27 protein-coding genes are annotated in these 23,061 nt (G+C 32.7%); 19 read left to right on the top strand and 8 right to left on the bottom strand.

All coding sequences use genetic code 11. The annotated features are described in order from the left end of the window. Positions 1-7 precede the first annotated feature (7 nt). The 8 genes from ABZP37_RS10990 to ABZP37_RS10955 all read left to right on the top strand — a co-directional run bounded on the left by ABZP37_RS10990 (position 8) and on the right by ABZP37_RS10955 (position 7,938). Positions 8-1,060, top strand: a complete 1,053-nt coding sequence (locus tag ABZP37_RS10990; protein WP_366182963.1) for a hypothetical protein — start codon at positions 8-10, stop codon at positions 1,058-1,060. A 51-nt stretch (positions 1,061-1,111) separates the two neighbouring features. Continuing rightward, positions 1,112-2,584, top strand: coding sequence for a DUF262 domain-containing protein (locus tag ABZP37_RS10985; protein WP_366182961.1), 1,473 nt, complete (start codon positions 1,112-1,114; stop codon positions 2,582-2,584). Next, a complete protein-coding gene (locus ABZP37_RS10980) occupies positions 2,574-4,532 on the top strand; it encodes a DUF262 domain-containing HNH endonuclease family protein (RefSeq protein WP_366182959.1) in 1,959 nt (652 codons plus the stop codon). Before ABZP37_RS10985 ends, ABZP37_RS10980 begins: the two co-directional genes overlap by 11 nt. Before the next feature lie 77 nt (positions 4,533-4,609). Next, complete coding sequence (locus ABZP37_RS10975; RefSeq protein WP_366182957.1) at positions 4,610-5,251, top strand: DUF726 domain-containing protein; 642 nt, start codon at positions 4,610-4,612, stop codon at positions 5,249-5,251. A gap of 40 nt (positions 5,252-5,291) precedes the next feature. Then, positions 5,292-5,573, top strand: a complete 282-nt coding sequence (locus tag ABZP37_RS10970; RefSeq protein WP_366182939.1) for an IS66 family insertion sequence element accessory protein TnpB — start codon at positions 5,292-5,294, stop codon at positions 5,571-5,573. Then, complete coding sequence (tnpB, locus tag ABZP37_RS10965; RefSeq protein WP_366182941.1) at positions 5,573-5,911, top strand: IS66 family insertion sequence element accessory protein TnpB; 339 nt, start codon at positions 5,573-5,575, stop codon at positions 5,909-5,911. The genes ABZP37_RS10970 and tnpB (ABZP37_RS10965) overlap by 1 nt, the downstream gene beginning before the upstream one ends. Before the next feature lie 49 nt (positions 5,912-5,960). Then, complete coding sequence (locus tag ABZP37_RS10960; RefSeq protein ID WP_366182942.1) at positions 5,961-7,616, top strand: IS66 family transposase; 1,656 nt, start codon at positions 5,961-5,963, stop codon at positions 7,614-7,616. Positions 7,617-7,632: 16 nt separating this feature from the next. Next, on the top strand, positions 7,633-7,938 hold the full coding sequence (locus ABZP37_RS10955) for a DUF726 domain-containing protein (RefSeq protein WP_366187531.1): 306 nt from the start codon (positions 7,633-7,635) through the stop codon (positions 7,936-7,938). Here the strand turns inward: ABZP37_RS10955 and ABZP37_RS10950 are convergent. Together ABZP37_RS10950 and ABZP37_RS10945 are read right to left on the bottom strand one after the other, a co-directional pair. Then, positions 7,935-8,324 carry a hypothetical protein gene (locus tag ABZP37_RS10950; RefSeq protein ID WP_366182956.1) on the bottom strand — a complete coding sequence of 130 codons (390 nt, stop codon included), beginning with the start codon at positions 8,322-8,324 and terminating at the stop codon, positions 7,935-7,937. The two genes, ABZP37_RS10955 and ABZP37_RS10950, sit on opposite strands and share 4 nt — an antisense overlap. A 58-nt stretch (positions 8,325-8,382) precedes the next feature. Then, positions 8,383-8,667 carry a helix-turn-helix transcriptional regulator gene (locus tag ABZP37_RS10945; RefSeq protein WP_366182954.1) on the bottom strand — a complete coding sequence of 95 codons (285 nt, stop codon included), beginning with the start codon at positions 8,665-8,667 and terminating at the stop codon, positions 8,383-8,385. Between the two features lie 142 nt (positions 8,668-8,809). On the opposite strand from ABZP37_RS10945, the gene ABZP37_RS10940 reads away from it, so the two are divergent. From ABZP37_RS10940 to ABZP37_RS10910, 7 genes are all read left to right on the top strand, one after another. Continuing rightward, the gene (locus tag ABZP37_RS10940; RefSeq protein ID WP_366182953.1) at positions 8,810-9,100 is read left to right on the top strand and encodes a hypothetical protein; all 291 of its coding nucleotides are present in this window, start codon (positions 8,810-8,812) and stop codon (positions 9,098-9,100) included. A gap of 148 nt (positions 9,101-9,248) precedes the next feature. Next, positions 9,249-9,884: a recombinase family protein gene (locus tag ABZP37_RS10935; RefSeq protein ID WP_366182952.1), complete on the top strand. Its 636-nt coding sequence runs from the start codon at positions 9,249-9,251 to the stop codon at positions 9,882-9,884. 314 nt (positions 9,885-10,198) lie between these two features. Beyond that, entirely contained in the window at positions 10,199-11,680 is a 1,482-nt protein-coding gene (locus ABZP37_RS10930; protein WP_366182951.1) for a DarT ssDNA thymidine ADP-ribosyltransferase family protein, read from the top strand. After that, complete coding sequence (locus tag ABZP37_RS10925) at positions 11,680-12,360, top strand: hypothetical protein (protein WP_366182949.1); 681 nt, start codon at positions 11,680-11,682, stop codon at positions 12,358-12,360. Before ABZP37_RS10930 ends, ABZP37_RS10925 begins: the two co-directional genes overlap by 1 nt. Positions 12,361-12,371: 11 nt before the next feature. Next, complete coding sequence (locus ABZP37_RS10920; protein ID WP_366182948.1) at positions 12,372-13,862, top strand: hypothetical protein; 1,491 nt, start codon at positions 12,372-12,374, stop codon at positions 13,860-13,862. 1 nt (position 13,863) lies between these two features. After that, positions 13,864-14,496: a hypothetical protein gene (locus ABZP37_RS10915; RefSeq protein ID WP_366182946.1), complete on the top strand. Its 633-nt coding sequence runs from the start codon at positions 13,864-13,866 to the stop codon at positions 14,494-14,496. A 467-nt stretch (positions 14,497-14,963) separates the two neighbouring features. Beyond that, complete coding sequence (locus ABZP37_RS10910; RefSeq protein ID WP_366182944.1) at positions 14,964-15,236, top strand: Arm DNA-binding domain-containing protein; 273 nt, start codon at positions 14,964-14,966, stop codon at positions 15,234-15,236. Here the strand turns inward: ABZP37_RS10910 and ABZP37_RS10905 are convergent. From ABZP37_RS10905 to ABZP37_RS10895, 3 genes are read right to left on the bottom strand one after another with little or no spacing between them, the layout of a single operon-like run. Then, positions 15,213-16,868, bottom strand: coding sequence for an IS66 family transposase (locus ABZP37_RS10905; RefSeq protein ID WP_366182942.1), 1,656 nt, complete (start codon positions 16,866-16,868; stop codon positions 15,213-15,215). The two genes, ABZP37_RS10910 and ABZP37_RS10905, sit on opposite strands and share 24 nt — an antisense overlap. A gap of 49 nt (positions 16,869-16,917) precedes the next feature. Continuing rightward, complete coding sequence (tnpB, locus tag ABZP37_RS10900; RefSeq protein ID WP_366182941.1) at positions 16,918-17,256, bottom strand: IS66 family insertion sequence element accessory protein TnpB; 339 nt, start codon at positions 17,254-17,256, stop codon at positions 16,918-16,920. Continuing rightward, entirely contained in the window at positions 17,256-17,537 is a 282-nt protein-coding gene (locus tag ABZP37_RS10895) for an IS66 family insertion sequence element accessory protein TnpB (protein WP_366182939.1), read from the bottom strand. The genes tnpB (ABZP37_RS10900) and ABZP37_RS10895 overlap by 1 nt, the downstream gene beginning before the upstream one ends. Positions 17,538-18,684: 1,147 nt before the next feature. Between ABZP37_RS10895 and ABZP37_RS10890 the strand changes: the two genes are divergently transcribed. Further along, a complete protein-coding gene (locus ABZP37_RS10890; protein WP_366182938.1) occupies positions 18,685-19,104 on the top strand; it encodes a hypothetical protein in 420 nt (139 codons plus the stop codon). Positions 19,105-19,360: 256 nt separating this feature from the next. On the opposite strand, the gene ABZP37_RS10885 is transcribed toward ABZP37_RS10890, so the two are convergent. Genes ABZP37_RS10885 through ABZP37_RS10875 form a run of 3 tightly spaced genes read right to left on the bottom strand, consistent with a single transcriptional unit; the run spans position 19,361 to position 20,856 of the window. Further along, entirely contained in the window at positions 19,361-19,639 is a 279-nt protein-coding gene (locus ABZP37_RS10885; protein ID WP_366182936.1) for a hypothetical protein, read from the bottom strand. Continuing rightward, positions 19,636-20,046 carry a DUF5675 family protein gene (locus tag ABZP37_RS10880; protein ID WP_366182934.1) on the bottom strand — a complete coding sequence of 137 codons (411 nt, stop codon included), beginning with the start codon at positions 20,044-20,046 and terminating at the stop codon, positions 19,636-19,638. Before ABZP37_RS10880 ends, ABZP37_RS10885 begins: the two co-directional genes overlap by 4 nt. Positions 20,047-20,097: 51 nt before the next feature. Beyond that, positions 20,098-20,856: a hypothetical protein gene (locus ABZP37_RS10875; protein WP_366182932.1), complete on the bottom strand. Its 759-nt coding sequence runs from the start codon at positions 20,854-20,856 to the stop codon at positions 20,098-20,100. Between the two features lie 304 nt (positions 20,857-21,160). Here ABZP37_RS10875 and ABZP37_RS10870 point away from each other — a divergent pair, with 304 nt between their 5' ends. Genes ABZP37_RS10870 through ABZP37_RS10860 form a run of 3 tightly spaced genes read left to right on the top strand, consistent with a single transcriptional unit; the run spans position 21,161 to position 22,669 of the window. Beyond that, complete coding sequence (locus tag ABZP37_RS10870) at positions 21,161-21,388, top strand: type II toxin-antitoxin system Y4mF family antitoxin (protein WP_366182931.1); 228 nt, start codon at positions 21,161-21,163, stop codon at positions 21,386-21,388. Beyond that, positions 21,385-21,720, top strand: a complete 336-nt coding sequence (locus tag ABZP37_RS10865) for a HipA N-terminal domain-containing protein (protein ID WP_366182929.1) — start codon at positions 21,385-21,387, stop codon at positions 21,718-21,720. Before ABZP37_RS10870 ends, ABZP37_RS10865 begins: the two co-directional genes overlap by 4 nt. Further along, a complete protein-coding gene (locus ABZP37_RS10860; RefSeq protein ID WP_366182928.1) occupies positions 21,713-22,669 on the top strand; it encodes a HipA domain-containing protein in 957 nt (318 codons plus the stop codon). Before ABZP37_RS10865 ends, ABZP37_RS10860 begins: the two co-directional genes overlap by 8 nt. Positions 22,670-23,061 lie beyond the last annotated feature (392 nt).

The raw sequence follows: 23,061 nt of genomic DNA, 5'->3' as shown, positions 1-23,061 counted from the left end.
AATACTAATGAAAAATAAATTCACAATATTTTACTCGTGGCAATCTGATAAAATTAAAAATAAAAACTTTATTTATTCAAATCTTGATAGAGCCATAAGACAACTTAAAGCGAAAGCAAAAGGTGGTGAAAATACTTTTAATGTAGAATTAAATCTCGACCGTGACACACAAGACCAGAGCGGTAGCCCAGCTATTACTCAAACAATTTTCAATAAAATAGCCGAATCAGATATTTTTATTTGCGATGTGAGTTTAATAAATAATACTCTAGTTAATAGATTATCCAAAAGCAGATTAACGCCAAATCCAAATGTATTAATTGAACTTGGATATGCTGTTCATGTTCTGGGATGGGAAAGAATAATATTAGTAAATAACTCTTCGTTTGGAGAAAATGAACTATTACCTTTTGATTTGAGAGGTCATAGAATCTCCACTTTTGAAGGTGTAAAAGAAAGTCAGAAAGAAATATTGACTTCAACATTTAAAAGGGCTATTAAATCTATTGTATTGGATTACGGTAAAATTGTAGAACGCCATAATTCGGAAGGATATAATAATCAAGATAAATTTATTTTTGAAAAGATTATTAACCTAGCTTCTGAAGGAAGAGTAAAAGATATTATAGATACTGTAACTAATAGTTTGTTTTATAATAACCTGCATTATGAAGATTTAAAAAGTTTAAGGGAGTTCTATGCAGACTCTCTTAATCATTTCATAAATAAAAATGTTGATGAAAGTTTCATAAAACTTATAAATTCAATTGAAAAATTTATTGATTTATGCTTTGAGCATCTTACGTATGAGAGAAATTCTGGTAAAAGTATTTCAGATTTAGAAGATGAAGGAATTGAAATTACTGACGAATTAAAAAGAGAAACTTTACAGCATGAAAGATATTTTTATCCAAAATATCCTGTTGGCACACAAAGTTTAAATGATTATCATGAGAATCTTTCCAAAACGAAAAAAGAGTTTTACGCCATAGCGGATGAAATTTTTAAAAATTACAGTGGCTTTATTTCAATGTATAAAAAAGAAATTTTATCTCAATAAATATTTGAGGAGTTGCAAAATAAGTATTTATAAGACTTAAATCAAGATGGTATGAATGAATTAGAAGAACTATATGAAGTTGACAAAAAGGAAACTTCGAATGAAGATAATAATACAAGTAATGTTTTACCTGATATTATTGATGTTGCTACATTGTTAAGTTATTCTAATATTAAGTTTCCAATATATCAACGCCCTTATAAATGGGAGGCTAAAAATGTAATACAATTAATTGATGATATTATTGTTCATAAAGAAAAATCAGCTTATCGCCTAGGCACGATTGTTATTCATCAAGAAAAAAATAATAAAACCAATATAATTGAGTACAATATAGTTGACGGTCAACAACGTACAATCACACTAATTCTACTAACAATAGCCATAATAAAAGCTGTTGAAAATAACGAAGTAATTGTTGAGAATAAAATCTTAAAGGAACAATTAGCAAGTATAAAAAAAAGCATGGTTGTCCCTTCATTTAAAAATGAAATTTCAATTGCTAACATACAAAATAATTACCGAGAAATTGAACGTTTAGTAGCTTCAATGGACGAAGAAACTATTTCATTTTTGTTTAATAAATGCCAATTTATCAAGTTTGTATTAAGTGATGTTTCTGAAGCTTTTCAGTTTTTCGATTCGCAAAATGCAAGAGGTAAAGATTTAGACCCACATGATTTATTGAAGGCTTATCACTTGAGAGAGTTTGGAGAGTCAGACGAAGAACAAAAAATTAAAGTTATCTCTACTTGGGAAAACATGGAAACAAACGAATTAGTTTCTTTGTTTGGTGAGTATCTTTTCCGAGTAAAATCATGGTCAAAAGGCAATTCTGCACGTTATTTCACAAAAAATGAAACAGACCTTTTTAAAGGAATTACGATGGGTAATATTCAGAATTATCCCTACACTAAACCTTTGCGAATTTCTCATTTTTACGTAGATGGATACAACCAGAACAATGATAGAAATATTGATTTGAGCCCAATGGATTTTCCTTTTCAATTAGACCAAACCATTATTAATGGAAGACGTTTCTTTGAAATGATTACCCACTACAAAAAAGTTTTAGATGATTATAAAAGTACAATTTTCAATCATCCAGATTTAGACCCCAAAGCAAAAGAAATTATTTATGTGTTGGAAAATTATGATGGTAGAAATCGAACAGGTGATAAATACATAAGAATGATGTTTGATTGTGCCTTGATTTATTATATTGATAAATTTGGCAACATTGAGCTTTCAAGAGCTATTGAGAAATTCTTTATTTGGGCATATAGTTTAAGATTGCGACACCAAGCCGTTTACTTAGCATCAGTAGATAACTATGTATTGTACGAAATAAATGTGTTTAGATTAATGAAGGATGCTACGACACCCTTTACAATACTTTCCATGAACTTACCTCCCGTACAAAATGTAATAGCATCAAAAATGGGATTGTCTGGAAATCATGAAATTACTTCGAAAGGAATAAAAGAATTGTTCACTACTCTAAAATACTATTATGGAGAATAACAGCATATACGAATTTTCAATTGAAAAATTATTAAATGGAGATAGTCTCTATGTTATTCCACCATATCAGCGGAATTATGCGTGGGGAGAAGAACAAATCACTCAACTTATTCAAGATATAATTGATTATTTACCAAAAGGAAAATCAAGCAAGGTAAATTATTATATCGGTACTTTGATTGTTTATGAGAGGGAGCAGAATAACTCAATTGTATATGAAACTATTGATGGACAGCAAAGACTCACAACCTTATCTATCTTAACATCTGTAATCCAAAATAAGAAAAATTATAGAATCGAATGGTTCGATAAATTAAATTTAGCTTTTGACAGCCGTAAAAATTCAACAGAGACATTACAAGCTGTTTTTGATGACCATTTCCCAACAAATAAAGAATTTAATACTGGAATAAAAGACGCTTACGAGTTAGCAGATTCTATACTAAGTAAGAAACTAACTGAACATCAAATTTCTATAGATATTTTTGCTGATTTTTTGTTTAAGAACGTAAAAATTTTACGTGTTCCTGTGCCACATGACACAAATCTGAATCATTATTTTGAAATAATGAATAGTAGAGGAGAACAATTAGAGAAGCACGAAGTTTTAAAAGCTAAATTATTAGGAGTTTTTAATTCTATTTCTGACGAAGTGGAAAAGTTAAAATGTACTAATCTTTTTCACCTTATTTGGGAAGCTTGTTCTAATATGGAAAAATATGTTCAGTACGGATTTATAATTGACCAAAGACATATTATTTTTGGACATAATGATTGGAATAGATTTGAACATAAAGACTTTGATGACTTAAAGCAAAAACTAGATGGACAACTTAATTTTGCATTAGAAAGTGATGAGCAATTGACTATTGATGAAATTATAGCTGGGAAAACCTTTAAATCTTTATATCGGGAAACAGATGAAAGTCCAGACCGATTTACTTCTGTAATCAATTTTCAAAATTTCTTATTACATGTTTTAAGAATACAAACGAAAGAAGACGTTCCATTAGATGATAAGAAATTGTTGAGTGTGTTTTTGGATAAAAAATTAAATTTACTTTATTCAGATGAAGATAAAATATCATTTGCTAAAACATTTTCTTTCAGCTTATTAAAATCAAAATTTCTTTTCGATAAGTATGTGATAAAAAGAGAATTTATTGGTGGCATTGACAAATGGAGTTTAAAAAGATTAAAGTGGTATGATAAAAACAAAGTGAGCTATGTAAACTCCTTTGGATTAGAGAATAATGAGCAAGAACTTGATGACAATAAAAATGTGCTGATGCTTTTAGCGATGTTTCATGTTTCCATTCCAACGATGGTTTATAAACATTGGTTAAATGCTTCCCTGTATTACCTTTTCTATCAAGCTGAAATAAATCCTATAAATTATATTCAATACTTAGAAGACACTGTAAAATCTTTTGTGTTTAACCGATTTCTAGCTAAAGATTTTAAAGATTATTATCCAATGATTTTTGAACCTGAAACATTAAAAACACCCAGTTGGGACTTAGAAATTGACGAAGAAAAACTAACATATGGTAACATTACAAATAACTTATTATTTAACTATGTAGATTATTTACTTTGGAAAAAATTAGCCCCTAATGATGCTAAAATAAAAAGTTATGATTTCAGTGCTAGAAGCTCTGTAGAACACTACTATCCACAAACTCCAATGGAAGGATTCCCAAAAATGGAAAACTCGGAAGCCCTTAACAGTTTTGGAAATTTATGTCTAATAAGTCATAGTAAAAATTCTCGTTTGAGTAACTTTTCACCATTAAATAAAAAAGAATTTTATCTAAAAAATATGGATAGCGTAAAACAGTATTTAATGATGGATAATTCCATATTAGAGTGGAATGAAGGAGCAATAGAGCAACATAATACAAAAATGATAGATTTATTAAAAAGTCAATTATTAGATACTAAATAATTAAACTAGAACAAATAAATCAGAGTAAATTTAAGCACATTATGATAATCGATTGAATTTCAGATTACAAAAAAATATTGAATCAAATTCAAAAACCAACTCTAAAAAATATATTCCTTTCAGATTCAATTGATAAGTTTAAAATCACAAAACATAGAGATGGGAATTACCCTGCTATAATTACAATAAGTGGATTTACTTCCGAAGACAAAGACAATCGTAAAGACTGGGAAAAAAGTGTTTTAAGAATATATCCAGATAGAGAATGGTTTCATTTAGAATGGAATTCAAAAAAAATACCATTTGACAAAATACCTATGGCAACTATGCCAGACGTTTTAGAAATAGATGAAAGCCCAAAACCAAAATATTTTAAATATCTAAAGTATATTGTTTATCGCACTAACATTATTGCAAATACAGCAGATATATTATTAAATAATTATTGGCATGGTGCTGTAAGGAACTCTAAGAATACTGGTGAATGTTTAGCAAAAGTTTTAAGCGCATGTAATAAAAAAGAATTTATTCTTGTTGGTCATTCACTAGGAGCAAGAATAATTTATAATTGCTTAAATCACATTAATAAAAAAGAATTAAAATCAAATATTAGTGAAATCCATCTCTTAGGCGGTGCAGTTGGAAGTAATCCTAAAAAGTGGGTGTCAGCTTCTTTAGTTGTAAAAAAGTATCCGCCCGACGAACCACATATTTTTTAGATTAACCTAAGGTATTAGTTTTGTTCTAAACAATTTAGACATGGACAAAAATGAATTTATGTTATCCCAAGTAGAATCTTGGAAACAAAGTGGACTTTCACAACAAGGGTATTGCGATCAAGCAGGTATTAAATTAGGAACCTTCAGCTATTGGATACGAAAAAGCAAAAATGAAGAAGCACAAAGCGGAGGTTTTATTGCACTGAAAAAACCAGTTTTAGCTTTAGAAAACAAATACGAAATCGTTTACCCTAATGGAGTTGTGCTGCGAGTGGATACGGATAATTTAAGTGAACTTTCGGCTTTAGTAAACCTATATTAGTGTTTAGCCTTAGTAGTTCACATACCTTTTTGCTCTACCCCAAAGTTTGCGATATGCGCAAAAGCTTTAATGGTTTGTGTGGTCTTGTTACCAATGAATTAGGACGCGTAGCACACAGTGGAGAAGTATTCATTTTTATCAATCGCAATAATAATCAGATGAAACTTTTGCACTGGGAATCTGGTGGTTTTGTTCTTTATCACAAGCGCTTAGAGCAAGGGACTTTTGCTGGTTCAACCGGTACTAAATTGCAAATTAATTGGAGTGATTTGGTGTTGATGATCGAAGGAATTCAAATCATAAAAAGCAATAAAAAAAGGAGATTTTCTTTGGAATAAAACAGCCCTAAGCCTTGGTAAATATAGGATTTTGACGTATATTTAGCCTATGGAAATAGACCTAGATAACGTATCAAAACAGGAACTTTTTGAGCTTTTAACTAAAGCTCAAAAAAACATGTTTGTGCTGGATAAAACTATTTTTGAACAAAGTGAAACTATTTCTGTTCAAGGTAAAACTATCTCCAAACAAGATAAAAAACTTGTTAAGCTTGAAAAAAAGGAAGTCGTGTTAGAAGGTAAAGCTTCTAAATTAGAAGGTAAAGCTTTTAAATTAGAAGAACGAGTTGAAGAACTTCAACGTTTAGTAGAATTACTGCGCCGTATGCAGTTTGGTCAAAAACGAGAGCGTTTTGAAGATCCTTCTCAAACTACTTTACCTTTAGATCTAGAACAAGAGCTCCTGCAAGAACAAGAAGAAGTTATCAAAGAAGAAATCACTTATTCTCGTTCTAAAAAGAAACATCCTGGCAGGGCTAAACTTCCGGATCATTTACCAGTTGAAGAAATCGAGATTTACCCTGAAGGAGATTTATCTGATCAGGTTTGTATTGGCAAAGAAACTACAGATGTGCTTGATTATGTTCCGGGACACTTTAAAATCAAAAGATATATCCGATACAAATACGCGACTAAGGATAAAGACAATACTAAGATATCCATCGGGGATTTACCCGAAAGAATCATAGATAAAGGAATACCCTCAGAAGGACTACTAGCCACTATCTTAGTAGATAAATATGTGGATCACCTTCCGCTATATCGTCAAAAGCAACGGTTCTCTAGAGAAGATATCGATATTGCTTCTTCTACAATAGATGGTTGGGCGGCTCAGAGCATGGATGCTTTAAAACCCTTGTATGAGAAGCTGGTTATGGATATCAAAAATGAAGGTTACCTTCAAGTTGATGAAACCACCATCAAGGTTTTAGACGACAAGAAAAAAGACAAAACGCATCTCGGTTATTATTGGGTGTATCATGCCCCAATATCAAAACTTGTAATGTTCAATTACAGCCCTACTCGTGCAAGTAGCGCTGCACTACCTATTTTGCAAAACTTTAAAGGTTACTTGCAAACAGACGGATATGCAGGCTACAAAGCTTATGGAAAAAAATCAGATATTACTCATCTGGGCTGTTGGGCACACGCTAGGCGAGAATTTGAAAGAGCATTAGATAATGACAAGCAAAAAGCACAACATGTTTTAGTTGAAATACAAAAGCTATATGCGGTGGAGCGCAAAACAAAAGAACAAAACCTTAGACCTGAGCAAATCAAAGAGCTGAGGCTTCAGGAAAGCTTACCTATTATAAACGAACTAGGTAAATGGATGTTTTTGCAAATCAAACTAACCCTACCAAAAAGTCAGATTGGCAAAGCTCTTGCATACTCTCAAACAAGATGGGATAATTTATCGGCATACCTATTAGATGGCAACTTGCAAATAGATAATAATCTGGTGGAAAATGCAATCAGACCAGTAGCCATAGGTAGAAAGAATTATCTTTTTGCCGGATCGCACGATGCTGCTCAAAGAGCGGCTATGGCCTATACCTTTTTTACTAACTGCAAAAAACATAACGTAAATCCTTTTGAGTGGCTAAAATATACCCTTGAGAATATCCAATCTATAAACCACAAGAATATTAAAGACTTGTATCCCCACAATTACAAGCAACTAGCGGAATCTACACCATTGTAACATTACGCTCCTATGAATAATCGCATCGTATAAAACAACATGTAGTTGCTCGGGTGGATACGTAAAAAAACACATATTCAATTATTTTTCAATTCATGATTTAGTTCTTAGTAGTGGCTATAGAATTGGAATGCTCTCAGTCTTTCCAATTGGACTCAGTGAAATTGATAATAGAAAGGTAATAAATGTTAATTCATCAAAATTTGTAAAGGGACATACTGAATATATTAGAAAATTTTCTTTAATATATCATTACTATGTTAAAGAATCTAAATGGAAAGAAAAAATAAAATTTAATATAATTTTGAAAACATGTAATTAAAACTGAATATTCTCAGCATGTTCATCCCAATCAAAATTAAAAATTTCTTGTTTAATGATGTCGTTTATAGATTTACCTTTGGGGTCTTCGCCAAACCATAGCAACACAATTGTGCTGGAATCATTTATTTTGGATTCTTGAGGGACAACATCTGATGTTAACCAAACTGAATAGATTATTGGTTTTAAAACGTTTTTTGAAGCGTACATGTCTTCTTTGTTCAATAATGCTTTACGATTACCCCAATCTTTCGAATAACTTACCAACCCTATAATACTATCGTTCATAGCTTCAAATGGTTTACCTACTAATAAACCTCCGTAAGTTTTGCTCATATTAAAAGCTTCAATTTGTACCTTTCTTCCTGTTTGTAATTCAATTTCCATATTTATATCTCTTTATTATAAATATCTCAAAACATCAATTAGTTGAAGATAAAAAACGCTATTTTGTATAAGTTCCCTTCAATATGCCAAGACCTTTTTCAAATAATTCCTTAGCTTCATCTACTTCCAATTGAGTTATAGAAGTTCCCTTAGTTGAGACAAATAATTCTCTAACATCAACATCAAGTACTTCTGCTATTTTTAATAAAAGTTGAATAGTTGGTAAATTCTTTTCACTTGAAATATTTGATATAGTAGTAGTTGAAACATCAACTCTTGAAGATAGTTCATCCCTTGACATTCCTTTTGATGCCATTATTTCTTTTAATCTAAGTACAGCCATTTGATTTTTTTTACAAATATAACAAATTAATCAAGTATAGCTTAACTAATTTAAATAAATATTAAATAAAGCTTGCTTAATAGACAAGTATTACTTATCTTTGTAATGTATTAATCAAGTATCACTTTATAATTGTAACAAAATGGAAATCGCTAAAACAATCATTGCACAAATCAAATTCGCTGACAAATGGGCTTTAATGGCTTATGGTTCTACAAACTACATGGCATTACCAGAATCAAAGGAATATCAAGGAGGATTACAATTCAAAGTGAATGGATTTAAACACAAAGGAACTGTTAGAATCCAATTAAATTGGATTGACACTTATACAATCACTTTTTTAAATAAAAAAGGAGAGGTAAAAAAAGAGGTCGAAGATGTTTACTGTGATATGCTGGTGGATGTTTTAGATTGGATTGAAGGTAAATAACCTTCAGTCCTGTGAAAAATTAGGTTATAGCCATACAGTTCACATTATAAAAAATCATTACTCAACAATATCAACCAATTAAATCGTGCAAAATACACCATCCTAAAAATGCACACTTTTTCCAAATTTCACCTAAAATAATCTAATTATGAAAAGAGCCAGATACATTCGCCAAAGCACCAGTCAACAATCTAACCTACGCCAGCTGGCAAAATCCCATCCAGATGAACTATTATTTATTGATACGATAAGCGGTTCAATTCCATTTGCAGAAAGACCAGCTGGGAAGAAACTTGTTGAAGCAGTTGAAGCTGGAGAAATAAATTACATTTCATTTCATGCAATCGATAGAGCTGGAAGGTCTACTATCAACGTTTTACAAACATTACAGTTTTTCTATGATAAAGGAGTAATTGTAAAGATTGATAATTTAGGACTAGAATCAATGATTAACGGCAAAGCCAATCCAGTATTTAATCTCATTACTACAATTCTAAGTGAGCTGAGTTCACTTGAAAAAGCCTCTTTGTTAGAGAGACAATCTGAGGGGATAATTCAAGCACGTTTACGTGGAGCCTATAAAGGGAGATTGAAAGAAACCAAAGATTCTCCAGAGGAAACATTAGCAAAACACAGTAGAGCTGTTAAGGTAATAAAATCAAATCCTACAATGTCACTTAGAGACATGGCAAAACTGGCAAGTGATAAAAGCAAAGGTTATGACGTTTCCCCAAACACCGTAAAAAAGGTAAAAGATTTGATGTTGACTCTTTCTATGATTTGAATACCCCCTCCCTCCAGTTACCGCCCCTCTAGGGAGGGAGGGGTATATTGGTATAGGTGGGGTACGATGGTGTTCGGAAATTTTTTTTTTGGAATTTTTCCTATATCAAAAGAGCCGTTAATTTATTAAATACAATATAGGTCGAAAATACTAATTACAATCAATTATAAAAGTTAAGTAACTAATTTAAAAATATCTCATTATTAATACTATTTTTACTATTTTCTATAAAAATAAATATTACCAACATACTTTTAATATCTGAAGTGAAAAAAGTATCAATTTTTACATAACATTTTATAGTAAATAACAACATGACCTTTTTTAATAAAATTTGGGGAAAAATTAAAAATTTCTTTTGGAAAAAGAAGTATAAAACCGATAATGAAATTTATCTGGATGCAATCGCTATTGTTGAAATAGGAGTCAATAAAGCAGAAATATATAAAGAAGCAAAAAACACCGAAGATGAAAATGAAAGAAAAAAAATTTTAAAACCTATTACAGAGTTTGAAAAAGCAAAGAAAATAATTGAAATAATTGAACAAGATTCAAAATTGGTGAGTCGACCAAAAGAAAAAAAGAAACGCAAAAGACTATTTGAAATTCACGAACTTGAAAAAGAACTCAGTCTTTTAGAAGAAAAACTAACATTACTTAATTTTACTGAATCACAAATTAAGACAGCCAGTTATCCCGATACTTCATCGCTTGACAAAAGGATACATAAAATGGTCACTCAATTAAGCATAAACAAAATAAATAATAAAATTGAATTAGCAGGTATCTCTATTTCTAAATTTGAAAAATCCTTTCAAGAACTTGAAACAATATTAACTAATAATTCAACACTTCAAAAACATACAACCAGAGAAAATATAAAATTAAGGCAAGAGGAAATTTACAAAAATCAGACAAAACAAAAACTCTCAACCCTTGAAAACCTTATTAATCAAAATAAACTTGTTGAAGTAAAAGTTCTAATTAATCAACTTGAAATTTCAATAAAACCAACCTATCAAAAGGAATTGGCAAGATTAACGGTCTTGAAAGAAAAATATAAAGAAAAGGAATTACAAGTATTTAAAAAGCAACAAGAAGAACTACTAAAAAAACAAGCAGAACAAGCAAAAATATTAAAGGAAGAAGAGGAAAAAAGATATGAAGTATTAAAACTAAAAAGAGAACTAGAATTAATCAAAAAAAAGCACGAAGAAGATAAGCGAAAAGAAAAAGAAAATAAATTAAAAGCACTTTTAAATAAAAAAGCCAATTGGAGAGATTTTCAAAGGGTACTTCAAGAAAATGGAATTTCTACTCTTTACCATTTCACAGCCAAATCTAACCTAAAATCAATTAAAGAAAATGGCGGGTTATACTCATGGTATCATTGTGATATAAGAAATATCGTTATACCTATGACGGGAAATAGCGCATTAGGTAGAAGTTTAGATGAAAGTTTTGGGCTGGAAGATTTTGTTAGATTAAGTTTTGTAAAAGACCACCCTATGAAACACGTTGCAATGAGGGAAGGAAGAATTACCAATCCAATATTATTACAAGTATCAATAGAAGTGTGCTATTTTGAAAACACCAGATTTTCAAACATGAATGCCACAGACAATAGACATGAAAATAATGATACAATTGAATTTATTGAATCTTTGAGGTTTGATTTGTTTTCTCAAAATTATTTTGATTTAGATACATTAGACAAAAAACGATATCAAGCAGAAGTTCTTGTAAAAACTTGGATTCCTATTGAGCATATTACAAACATCAATTCCTATAACTAATGATATACGTTGAAAATAGAAAGAAGCAGGAGAAAACCTTATCAGCTAAATATCCAAATGCCAAAATAGTTGATGTTACTTCAAAAGCTCCAACAGCATTAGTGAAATTGAGCCCATTTTATCCCCATGGAGATATACCAGTCCCATTTTCTGAAAATGAAACAGCAAAATCCGTTGAAGGTATTTGGCAAGCACTAAAAGTTTTTGAAAGTGTAGACATTGATGAAAAAATGTTTCTAAATGATACAATGAAAAATCTCAAAAGGACGGTTCGTAAATTTGGAAAACCATTAGGACATAGAAAAGGGATTAATGGAACAGAACTATTAAATTATATTGATGCAAGAATTCAAATTTACCTACCCAGCTATTTGTGGGTTTTAGAAAATAAAGTTTCGGATATTCTCGTAAGATTAAAAGAAGCATCACAAAAGCAAGATATTGTACTATTAGATTATGAAACAAATTGTGATGTTCTAAATCCAACGAAACCATTGTCTCATGCATTTTTAGTTAAGGCTTTTGTAGAAAACAATTATCCCAATGAAGTTGAATTATATAAGGAAATTATTGAAAGAAAAAATAGACAAACTGAAATAGAACCTCTTAAAGAAATTAAAAAGAGAAAAACAAACAAACCAAAAAACACTGACGACAACAATCAAACATCCCTATTTTAAAAATATCAATTATGGCATTTGAAATCCTATTTATAATAGCATTGGTTGGCTTACAAATATTTGTATTTGCCAACGTATATAAGAAAATAATTTCTTACGAACGATTTTTCCCAAGTTCGTTCAAGGAAATTGAAATTAAAAAATTTTTAATTTCAAAAGCCATTCTGATTGACCCTGAAATATTCGATTTATATTTAGAGTCTCTGTCAGATGAAGTACAATTAATTGATGAAACGAAAGATTCTGAACAAATTGAATTACTTGTAATTCAAAATACTACAAAAGAAAAACATTTACATTTTGCAGAAGTAATCAGGTCAACAAATGCATATTTGTGTAAAAACAAAGGAGCTTCAGCAGATTTTGGAATTTTGAAAGACACTTGTGAAAGACATTTAGAGAAAGTTGATAATGAGATTGGTAATTTGATAAATGTTCCTCTTTACATTGGCTTAGCAGGAACATTTATAGGTATTATAATTGGCTTAGCGGGTATTGATTTTTCAACAACAACAGCCGACACAACAACAGTGATTTCATCAGATAGTATAGCTCAATTGATACATGGTGTTACTGCTGCAATGGTAGCAAGTTTGATAGGTTTAGCATTTACTGTTATTAGTACAGCTTTGATATATAAGCCTGCATCATATAAAAATGATACAGACAAAAATCATTATTACGATTTTCTTCAAAGAGAATTATTACCTTTTCTAAATATAGGTGTTTCAAAATCACTCGGGAGTTTTAAAGATGTTTTAAATCACTTTATTATAAAGTTTGGTGAAAACATGGATGATTATAAAGATTCTGGAACATTACTGAATGACAATTTAAGAAAACAGCAAACTGTTTTAGAGGAAATAAACAAACTCAACATCGTACGAACATCTACTAAAATTGCAGAGGTTTTTACAGACTTAAATGAATCGTCAGGACACTTAGAAAAATTTCAGACCTATCAAAAAGGCTTAAACAATTACGTTGACAAAACGGAAAAAGTAGCTTATGAAATGAATACAATTATTAAACAATTTAAAGACTTCAATGCCAATTTAAAAGCAATTAGTAATAATTCAGTAGCTACAATAGAACTTCAAAAACAATTTAAAGACTCTTTAGAAAAACACTTTCCAACAATTAATGACCATCGTAAGATATGGCGAACTCAAGTAGATGAATTAAACCAAGATGTTAAAGAAGTTTACAAAGAACTTAATAATTATTTTAAAACTTCAACAGAACAAATTCAAACATTCATAGGAAGCAACAACAACTTTTTTACTGGAATTAATGAAATACAAAATGCAATCAAGATATTTGTCGAAAACTCTTCAATTCAAAAAGATGAGTTTAATATTTTAAAAAATGAAATTGTTGATATGCGTAATGACTTCAAGGGTTCTCAAAAACAATCTATTGAGACCAATAGAGCTTTAATCGATGCTATCAAAGATTTAAAAATTACAATGAGTAAAATAGAAATACCAACAGATAAATAAAATGGCAAAATCAAATGAAAAAAAGAGAGACTTCTTTTGGTTAAGTTATTCAGATTTAATGACTAGTCTGTTCTTTGTAATGTTAGTTTTATTTGTTTTAGTTTATACAATGCAAAACAAACTTATTAGTGACCTTGGAGAAAAAGGACGTGAACTTGACAGAATAAAAGAAATCGAAAAGACAATAAACAATATTGACACGACTTATTTTAAATATGACAAAGTAAATAAAAAGCATATCTTAAATATGCACTTTTTATTTCCGAGTGGGAGTTATAATATTTCACAAATATACCCCGATAAAAGAGTTGATTTAATTAAAGCAGGAAAGGTAATCAAAGAGCTAATCTTAAAATATCCTGTAGAAGACAATATAAAGTATTTAATAGTTGTTGAGGGACAAGCATCAAAGGATGGTTGGAAAGGTAATGAAGATTTAAGTTTTCACAGAGCACAGTCACTTACATGGCTTTGGAAATTAAATAATATTGGACTTGATAAACTACAAAACTGTGAAATAATAATTGCAGGTAGTGGAGAAAAAGGTATTCCAAGAACCAAACCCGATATTAAAACAGCGAATCAACGATTTTTAATAACAATAGTGCCGAAAATTGGTCAAATGAAAAAGTAGCAACAGAACATTAATTAGTTATTGATTTTAGTAAACATATAAATTCGTAAAACCAACTAAAAATATCAGCAACTTAATTATCTTTGTCTCAGAAAAGTACTTCTGTTAGTTCTTGGTACCCTAGTTGGTACCCTGTAAAATATATTTTTGTAAAGCATTGAATATATTGGCTTGACGTGGATTAGAGGAGAACCTCTTTCTCCGCCAGCTGAAAAGCAAATGGTTACAAAACCCACTAAATTCAACGATTTAGTGGGTTTTTTCGTTTCTAGGATAATCAAATTATTCAATTAATCTCAAAGTTATGGTGTCTTTCGAGGTGTCACTAAATTATAATAATTTAAGTGACACCTCTCACAGAAAACCACCAGTACAGCAAGCTGTTCAATAGCATATTCATAATATGTACATCTTGACTGTAATTATTAGAAAATTTAAATTTAATAATAACTAAAAGGTTACCACTTATGAACACAACTGTATCCGTTCTCTTTTACATAAAGAGATCAAAAATCAACAACGATGGCATCTGTCCTATTTACACAAGAGTAACAATCCAAGCCAAAAGATTTGAGTTTAGTACAAACAAGTATATAAATCCAGAGAGATGGTCAGGAGAAGGCTCTAAAGTCAAGGGTACAAATGAAGAAGCAAGGTATCCACCCGAGCAACTACATGTTGTTTTATACGATGCGATTATTCATAGGAGCGTAATGTTACAATGGTGTAGATTCCGCTAGTTGCTTGTAATTGTGGGGATACAAGTCTTTAATATTCTTGTGGTTTATAGATTGGATATTCTCAAGGGTATATTTTAGCCACTCAAAAGGATTTACGTTATGTTTTTTGCAGTTAGTAAAAAAGGTATAGGCCATAGCCGCTCTTTGAGCAGCATCGTGCGATCCGGCAAAAAGATAATTCTTTCTACCTATGGCTACTGGTCTGATTGCATTTTCCACCAGATTATTATCTATTTGCAAGTTGCCATCTAATAGGTATGCCGATAAATTATCCCATCTTGTTTGAGAGTATGCAAGAGCTTTGCCAATCTGACTTTTTGGTAGGGTTAGTTTGATTTGCAAAAACATCCATTTACCTAGTTCGTTTATAATAGGTAAGCTTTCCTGAAGCCTCAGCTCTTTGATTTGCTCAGGTCTAAGGTTTTGTTCTTTTGTTTTGCGCTCCACCGCATATAGCTTTTGTATTTCAACTAAAACATGTTGTGCTTTTTGCTTGTCATTATCTAATGCTCTTTCAAATTCTCGCCTAGCGTGTGCCCAACAGCCCAGATGAGTAATATCTGATTTTTTTCCATAAGCTTTGTAGCCTGCATATCCGTCTGTTTGCAAGTAACCTTTAAAGTTTTGCAAAATAGGTAGTGCAGCGCTACTTGCACGAGTAGGGCTGTAATTGAACATTACAAGTTTTGATATTGGGGCATGATACACCCAATAATAACCGAGATGCGTTTTGTCTTTTTTCTTGTCGTCTAAAACCTTGATGGTGGTTTCATCAACTTGAAGGTAACCTTCATTTTTGATATCCATAACCAGCTTCTCATACAAGGGTTTTAAAGCATCCATGCTCTGAGCCGCCCAACCATCTATTGTAGAAGAAGCAATATCGATATCTTCTCTAGAGAACCGTTGCTTTTGACGATATAGCGGAAGGTGATCCACATATTTATCTACTAAGATAGTGGCTAGTAGTCCTTCTGAGGGTATTCCTTTATCTATGATTCTTTCGGGTAAATCCCCGATGGATATCTTAGTATTGTCTTTATCCTTAGTCGCGTATTTGTATCGGATATATCTTTTGATTTTAAAGTGTCCCGGAACATAATCAAGCACATCTGTAGTTTCTTTGCCAATACAAACCTGATCAGATAAATCTCCTTCAGGGTAAATCTCGATTTCTTCAACTGGTAAATGATCCGGAAGTTTAGCCCTGCCAGGATGTTTCTTTTTAGAACGAGAATAAGTGATTTCTTCTTTGATAACTTCTTCTTGTTCTTGCAGGAGCTCTTGTTCTAGATCTAAAGGTAAAGTAGTTTGAGAAGGATCTTCAAAACGCTCTCGTTTTTGACCAAACTGCATACGGCGCAGTAATTCTACTAAACGTTGAAGTTCTTCAACTCGTTCTTCTAATTTAAAAGCTTTACCTTCTAATTTAGAAGCTTTACCTTCTAACACGACTTCCTTTTTTTCAAGCTTAACAAGTTTTTTATCTTGTTTGGAGATAGTTTTACCTTGAACAGAAATAGTTTCACTTTGTTCAAAAATAGTTTTATCCAGCACAAACATGTTTTTTTGAGCTTTAGTTAAAAGCTCAAAAAGTTCCTGTTTTGATACGTTATCTAGGTCTATTTCCATAGGCTAAATATACGTCAAAATCCTATATTTACCAAGGCTTAGGGCTGTTTTATTCCAAAGAAAATCTCCTTTTTTTATTGCTTTTTATGATTTGAATTCCTTCGATCATCAACACCAAATCACTCCAATTAATTTGCAATTTAGTACCGGTTGAACCAGCAAAAGTCCCTTGCTCTAAGCGCTTGTGATAAAGAACAAAACCACCAGATTCCCAGTGCAAAAGTTTCATCTGATTATTATTGCGATTGATAAAAATGAATACTTCTCCACTGTGTGCTACGCGTCCTAATTCATTGGTAACAAGACCACACAAACCATTAAAGCTTTTGCGCATATCGCAAACTTTGGGGTAGAGCAAAAAGGTATGTGAACTACTAAGGCTAAACACTAATATAGGTTTACTAAAGCCGAAAGTTCACTTAAATTATCCGTATCCACTCGCAGCACAACTCCATTAGGGTAAACGATTTCGTATTTGTTTTCTAAAGCTAAAACTGGTTTTTTCAGTGCAATAAAACCTCCGCTTTGTGCTTCTTCATTTTTGCTTTTTCGTATCCAATAGCTGAAGGTTCCTAATTTAATACCTGCTTGATCGCAATACCCTTGTTGTGAAAGTCCACTTTGTTTCCAAGATTCTACTTGGGATAACATAAATTCATTTTTGTCCATGTCTAAATTGTTTAGAACAAAACTAATACCTTAGGTTAATCTAAAAAATATGTGGTTCGTCGGGCGGATACAAACAAGCGGTCTCTCTACGGTCGTTCCCTTTGTTCCGTTCGGCTGTTCCAGTCGGTCAACCCTGAACTCGTTTCAGGGTCTACATGACGACTTTACTAGGGTTTACCTCCATTCCACAGACACGGCGCAGCCACAATAAAACAGCAGCTTGAAATGAGCCCTTGCGAATTACATTTGTCCATTAAAATAATAGTAAGGTTCTAATGAAAATAAGCAGCTGTTTTATTGCACTGCTTGTTCCTCATCTTCACACGGTCACTTCCTGCGTTCGGTCGGGCTTATGCATCCACAATACCGCTTCATTCCGTTACACTCCGCAGGCTACGTTCCACTACATTCCAGCAGTATTATGTCTGCCGCCCTCTGTTTTTTCAGCGGTTGCTCCTTCGCACAGCCATCGGGGTTGGCTCCACTTACCTCATTTCAACTTTGAATAAGCAATCGTTTTAGTACAACAGCTATTCTCTAATCAAATCTCATTCGGTCGCTATGCCCTAAATCAAGGCTACCCGCCAAAAAAGGCGGGAGTGTTTTATTGTTTCCACGCCGTTACACGCTCATAGCCGCTACGTTTCGCTCCGTTCCTCCGCTCAACTCTCGCGTCTATGGTGGCTGTTCGATTGCCGCAACCCCGCCACTGCGCTCCTCATCCACAAATAAAGTTCCTTGCCCCTGAAAAACGGGCACCACTTTATTTGCTCCTTGCGGTGCTTGGGGGTGTTTGATTGCCATTTTCATAAGAACGATTCCAGTATTACTGCTCCACCATAACATTCTTTTCTCCGAAAAAAAAATAAATAAAAAGAAAGTAAAGATCTGCTACGATTTCAAATAGTAAAGTTCAAGCCCTACGGGTTTTTGAAAAAATCTCCACCTTCACTTCTCCGATTCACCATCCGACTTCAAAATACGTACCGACTCTACAAAAACACTTAGGTAGTATTTTATCAAAAAAACTTGACTTCATTTGAAACCTTCTCAGTAAGGACGACTTTCTTTTTTTTCTTTTTTTCTTTTGAAAATAATATAGCGAAGCTTGAAAAGCGAGCGAATGCATAATTTTAAATCCAGAATTATGACTTCTCACAACGTACTGACACATCAACCCCAAAGAACAGTGACACAACCACATTTCTTTATTTTAAGCAAAGGCAAAAATGCTGGTAAACCATTAAAGGAAAGTTGTCCAAATTGCTTTTTGATCACAGTAAAAACTGCAGAGGAAACAGAAAGTTTGTATTGGATCGCATACACGCTTTGGAAAGCCAACTTTTGGCACCAATATCAAATAGGTTCGGTTATTCCGTTTATTAGGATTGGAACTTTTAAGAGCTATTTCCGTGATGAGGTCCTGAAAGCTTTTAAGAAACATCAAAAACATGTAGATTTTGTGAATCGCATCCGAAAACTAGACGAACTGCAACACCATTATTCAAAAACCATCGAACAAATTGAAAATTTAAAATGGGCATTACTTCAGAATCAGTTGAGGTAGAAAGCAAAAAAGCCTAATCTCACGATCAGGCTTTAGTATTGCTTCGGAAAAGGTTACCAATCAAAACCGAAACATTTTGCTGAACTTGTTTCAGTATCTGTTTTTGGATTTTATGATCCTTTTTAATACGAGCGAAACCATAAAACTTACGATTGCTCCTATGACTGCTAAGATAATGGTTTTTAAAATATCTTCAGATAAAATATTGGGCACAATACTCAAAAAAGTCCCTGAAACAGTCCCAATCGGAAGGCTGTTATTCGATTCCATCACGAGCTAAGTTTTCGTTATCTTTTTGCAATTGTTTTAAAATCGCTTCGTCCATTTCAGCTTCTTGATCAACCGTAATTTGGCTAATCGCCGAAATTACTCCACCTGCAACCACCAAATAACCTGCAGCACTAACCAAAACCGTTGGTAATACTACTGGCACAGCGACAATTGTTCCGCTGATGGCCAATAAAGCCAATCCAATACTTCGCAAAACTTTAAAAAACTTTGGTGTTGGAGCTTTTGCTCTTTCTACTACATTCATAATACTGTATTTACAGATTCAACAATCAATTCGACACTCTCACTATGGTCTAAAGCTTTATAAACGATTTCTTTTAGGGCAAAAAATGCCTTTCTCGACATCAATCCTAAACCTGGACCTGATAGTTTAGTTACTGGAGCAATACAACCATTTAATTCCAATAGTGCATTATTGGCAGGATGAAACAATATATAAGTTCTGTTTTTAACATCAACGACTTCCAAATGCCATTTGAATTTTTGACTATACCGCTTTCTTATAAAATATTTCCCTTCGGGAATGCAGGAAACTCGTCTTTCATTATTATTCCAGGGCAATTCGATAGTATAACTAATCAATTTACCGTCACATTGGAGTTTTCCATTGGTTCCTTCAGGGAAATAAGTTCTAGTTAAAAATAATATCATTTTTTAACCTTTTTTGTCAGACTGTCCCGAAGCTTCGGGAGTCGAAGTCCATTAGACACCTCCATCAACTTTAATAAGCGATAGCGGATTGTAAGAACCGTTTTTCAACGAATACATGCTACCGTTTACTTCTTGATAAAACTCAAGACCTAAAGCCAAAAACAAAGGCTTAGTACTATTAGGAGTAACTGCGTTTACTTGGCTAATTACAGCTGTTGCTGCAGCACTCCATGGTAAAATTGCCGTTTCTGAATGCTCCTCAACGAAAGTTTCATTTTCGAAATCCACCTCAACACCAGCCGAAATAATTTTGAAGTGCGTAGTTCCTCCAGGAGCCGCAATCATATTCGATGGAATAAATGACGGAATATCCACAGACAATTCTCCTGATGCTCTGTCAATAGCTCCAGTATACTGAGCATACAAACTAGTGCCTAGTTTTCCGCGAATATTGAATTCGAATCCTGCTAACAATTCCGCTTCACCATCAATAACGTTTCTTAAACCACGTTCATTTATAGCATCAGCCTGAATCACCTTAATCATAGATTGCGTTAAACGACTCACCATTCGACTATCAGCCGAATTCAAAAGCAAGACGCGTAATCCCGTTCTTAAAACCTTTCCCGCCTTCCCAGCTCTCCCGAACTCCGAACCGTTTTCACGGGTTCTTTGAAATGCAGGGTCGTTTTTAATTCTGTCAGCATCAATACCACCTTTCTCACGGGCTAAATGCCCATCTTTCGTTTTGTAAAAAGTAATATCTCCGATAGTACCTTTCAATTTAATTATGCCTTTTTGCCTTGCCATAACTTTGAAAATTTAAGTTTGAAATAATTTCACATTCGTTCAATCACCATTCTGTTGCAACATTTCTTGATTGATTTCTTGGCAAATTTTAGGAGAATTAAGCATATAAAAAAGTCCATCCCTGCAATATGGCATTATTAGGTATAAATGGCTTAAATAACACAATATGTCAACTGGTATTCAAAATAAAACCTAAAGTAAAACTATATGCCTTTAGATATAAAAACCAACTTCACAACTTATTTATATGCTTTTACATATAATTCACTATATTTGTTGCAAATCGTTGCATAAGCATATAATTATGAAAACAATAGCAAATTTTGTAAAGGAGAAAAGGAATGAAGTCAACCTCACACAGGAAGCTTTTGCGGAACGTGCTGGAGTAGCATTAACTGTTATCCGAAAGATAGAACAGGGAAAAGAAAACCTGAATCTAGAAAAAGTAAACCAAGTACTAAAAATGTTTGGACATACATTAGCACCCGTTAATACAAGAGAATTATCCAGAAATCAAGAGGAGAACGCATGAGAAAAGCAGCCATATATTATAAAGACTTCCTGGCGGGTATACTCACAGAAACGGATGAAGGAGAATACCTATTTCAATACGATGACAATTTCATCACAGAACATCCTAAAGAAAGCATTAGTTTGACCATGCCAGTACGCTCCAAAACATACACTGAAAATCGATTATTCCCGTTTTTTGAAGGATTGATTCCTGAAGGATGGTTACTGGATATCGCTTCTAAAAACTGGAAAATTAATCCAAACGACCGCATGGGACTCCTTTTGGCTTGTTGCCAAAATTGTATAGGTGCAGTAAGTGTTCAACCAATAATACTAAATGAAGATGCCTAAGAAATGTTTATATTGTTACAAATCATTAGACGATACAATCGCTGGTGATTTTCATGAGCAGTGCAGCTTAACGTTTTTTGGAACCGCGCAACCACCACTATTCGAGCATTCGCTAAAGCAAATGGTTGAACTGGCCAAAAATGTAGTAGAACGAAGTGTAGCTGTTCCTGGGGTACAACCCAAATTATCTTTAACTATTGTAAACAATACGATACAGGACGGAACTAAAGGACGGCTTACTGTAGTCGGCGCTTTGGGTGGAAATTATATTTTCAAACCACCATCCGAACATTTTCAAGAAATGCCCGAAAATGAACACCTCACCATGCGAATAGCTGAAGCTTTTGGAATCAACACCGTCCAATCCAGCTTAATCCGACTCCAGTCGGGGGAACTGTCCTATATCACCAAACGCATCGACAGAACCGAAACAGGAGAAAAAATACACATGCTCGACATGTTCCAAATCACAGAAGCTTTTGACAAATACAAAAGCTCCATGGAGAAAATTGGCAAAGCTCTGGACGAGTATTCAGATAACACCCTACTCGATAAAGTATACTTTCTGGAATTGGGTATTTTTAGTTTCCTGACGGGCAATAATGATATGCATTTGAAAAACTTTTCGATGATACATTCGGTAGATATCTGGAAATTGGCACCAGCATATGATTTATTAAACGTAGCTATAGTAAACCCCGAAGACCCCGAAGAACTTGCACTAACATTGGAAGGTAAAAAGAAAAAACTAAAATGGGAACATTTTAAAAGACTAGGAATCAGCCTTGGCTTAAACGAAAAACAACTAAAAGGAATAGCAAACCGTTTTCAAAAAAACAAACCCATCGCTCACCAGTGGATCGACAATTCATTCCTATCTGATGCTTTCAAAGTAAAATACAAAACACTACTAGAAGAAAGATACCATAGATTGTTTGAGATGGATTAAGTAAAGACTTTTTTTTTTATAAATTTATGCTTAATAAAGTCTAACAGATAGTCCTTTACAGTGAATCAAAGCCTAGTTAAAGCAATAGATAGAGTATGAATATAGAAAAACAAAGAATTTGCATTTATCCAAAAGACATACAGCGTATAACAGGCAAGAGTTATCGCCAAAGTACAAGATTAATGCAAAAAGTAAAAAAAGACCTCAATAAGCTCGAAAATGAGTTCTTAACTGTTCAAGAGTTTTGTTCATATGCAGGATTAAAACATGAACAAGTTACTCACTTAATTTTTGGATAGAAAACAGGTAAAATCTATACCTCAATTTTAGTCCATCAAGAATTAATATATGGGTAAATAACCAGTTCATTTTTTAGTACGAAAGTTTTAATA

This window comes from Flavobacterium ovatum, from assembly GCF_040703125.1.
Lineage (GTDB): Bacteria > Bacteroidota > Bacteroidia > Flavobacteriales > Flavobacteriaceae > Flavobacterium > Flavobacterium ovatum.
This window is presented reverse-complemented; position numbering and strand designations above follow the sequence as displayed.

Excerpts from the sequence above, each read along its gene's own strand:
- ABZP37_RS10990 (WP_366182963.1), top strand. The coding sequence starts at position 8 with ATGAAAAATAAATTCACAATATTTTACTCGTGGCAATCTGATAAAATT.
- ABZP37_RS10985 (WP_366182961.1), top strand. The coding sequence starts at position 1,112 with ATGAATGAATTAGAAGAACTATATGAAGTTGACAAAAAGGAAACTTCG.
- ABZP37_RS10980 (WP_366182959.1), top strand. The coding sequence starts at position 2,574 with ATGGAGAATAACAGCATATACGAATTTTCAATTGAAAAATTATTAAAT.
- ABZP37_RS10970 (WP_366182939.1), top strand. The coding sequence starts at position 5,292 with ATGGACAAAAATGAATTTATGTTATCCCAAGTAGAATCTTGGAAACAA.
- ABZP37_RS10960 (WP_366182942.1), top strand. The coding sequence starts at position 5,961 with ATGGAAATAGACCTAGATAACGTATCAAAACAGGAACTTTTTGAGCTT.
- ABZP37_RS10950 (WP_366182956.1), bottom strand. The coding sequence starts at position 8,324 with ATGGAAATTGAATTACAAACAGGAAGAAAGGTACAAATTGAAGCTTTT.
- ABZP37_RS10945 (WP_366182954.1), bottom strand. The coding sequence starts at position 8,667 with ATGGCTGTACTTAGATTAAAAGAAATAATGGCATCAAAAGGAATGTCA.
- ABZP37_RS10940 (WP_366182953.1), top strand. The coding sequence starts at position 8,810 with ATGGAAATCGCTAAAACAATCATTGCACAAATCAAATTCGCTGACAAA.
- ABZP37_RS10935 (WP_366182952.1), top strand. The coding sequence starts at position 9,249 with ATGAAAAGAGCCAGATACATTCGCCAAAGCACCAGTCAACAATCTAAC.
- ABZP37_RS10930 (WP_366182951.1), top strand. The coding sequence starts at position 10,199 with ATGACCTTTTTTAATAAAATTTGGGGAAAAATTAAAAATTTCTTTTGG.
- ABZP37_RS10925 (WP_366182949.1), top strand. The coding sequence starts at position 11,680 with ATGATATACGTTGAAAATAGAAAGAAGCAGGAGAAAACCTTATCAGCT.
- ABZP37_RS10920 (WP_366182948.1), top strand. The coding sequence starts at position 12,372 with ATGGCATTTGAAATCCTATTTATAATAGCATTGGTTGGCTTACAAATA.
- ABZP37_RS10915 (WP_366182946.1), top strand. The coding sequence starts at position 13,864 with ATGGCAAAATCAAATGAAAAAAAGAGAGACTTCTTTTGGTTAAGTTAT.
- ABZP37_RS10910 (WP_366182944.1), top strand. The coding sequence starts at position 14,964 with ATGAACACAACTGTATCCGTTCTCTTTTACATAAAGAGATCAAAAATC.
- ABZP37_RS10905 (WP_366182942.1), bottom strand. The coding sequence starts at position 16,868 with ATGGAAATAGACCTAGATAACGTATCAAAACAGGAACTTTTTGAGCTT.
- ABZP37_RS10895 (WP_366182939.1), bottom strand. The coding sequence starts at position 17,537 with ATGGACAAAAATGAATTTATGTTATCCCAAGTAGAATCTTGGAAACAA.
- ABZP37_RS10890 (WP_366182938.1), top strand. The coding sequence starts at position 18,685 with ATGACTTCTCACAACGTACTGACACATCAACCCCAAAGAACAGTGACA.
- ABZP37_RS10885 (WP_366182936.1), bottom strand. The coding sequence starts at position 19,639 with ATGAATGTAGTAGAAAGAGCAAAAGCTCCAACACCAAAGTTTTTTAAA.
- ABZP37_RS10880 (WP_366182934.1), bottom strand. The coding sequence starts at position 20,046 with ATGATATTATTTTTAACTAGAACTTATTTCCCTGAAGGAACCAATGGA.
- ABZP37_RS10875 (WP_366182932.1), bottom strand. The coding sequence starts at position 20,856 with ATGGCAAGGCAAAAAGGCATAATTAAATTGAAAGGTACTATCGGAGAT.
- ABZP37_RS10870 (WP_366182931.1), top strand. The coding sequence starts at position 21,161 with ATGAAAACAATAGCAAATTTTGTAAAGGAGAAAAGGAATGAAGTCAAC.
- ABZP37_RS10865 (WP_366182929.1), top strand. The coding sequence starts at position 21,385 with ATGAGAAAAGCAGCCATATATTATAAAGACTTCCTGGCGGGTATACTC.
- ABZP37_RS10860 (WP_366182928.1), top strand. The coding sequence starts at position 21,713 with ATGCCTAAGAAATGTTTATATTGTTACAAATCATTAGACGATACAATC.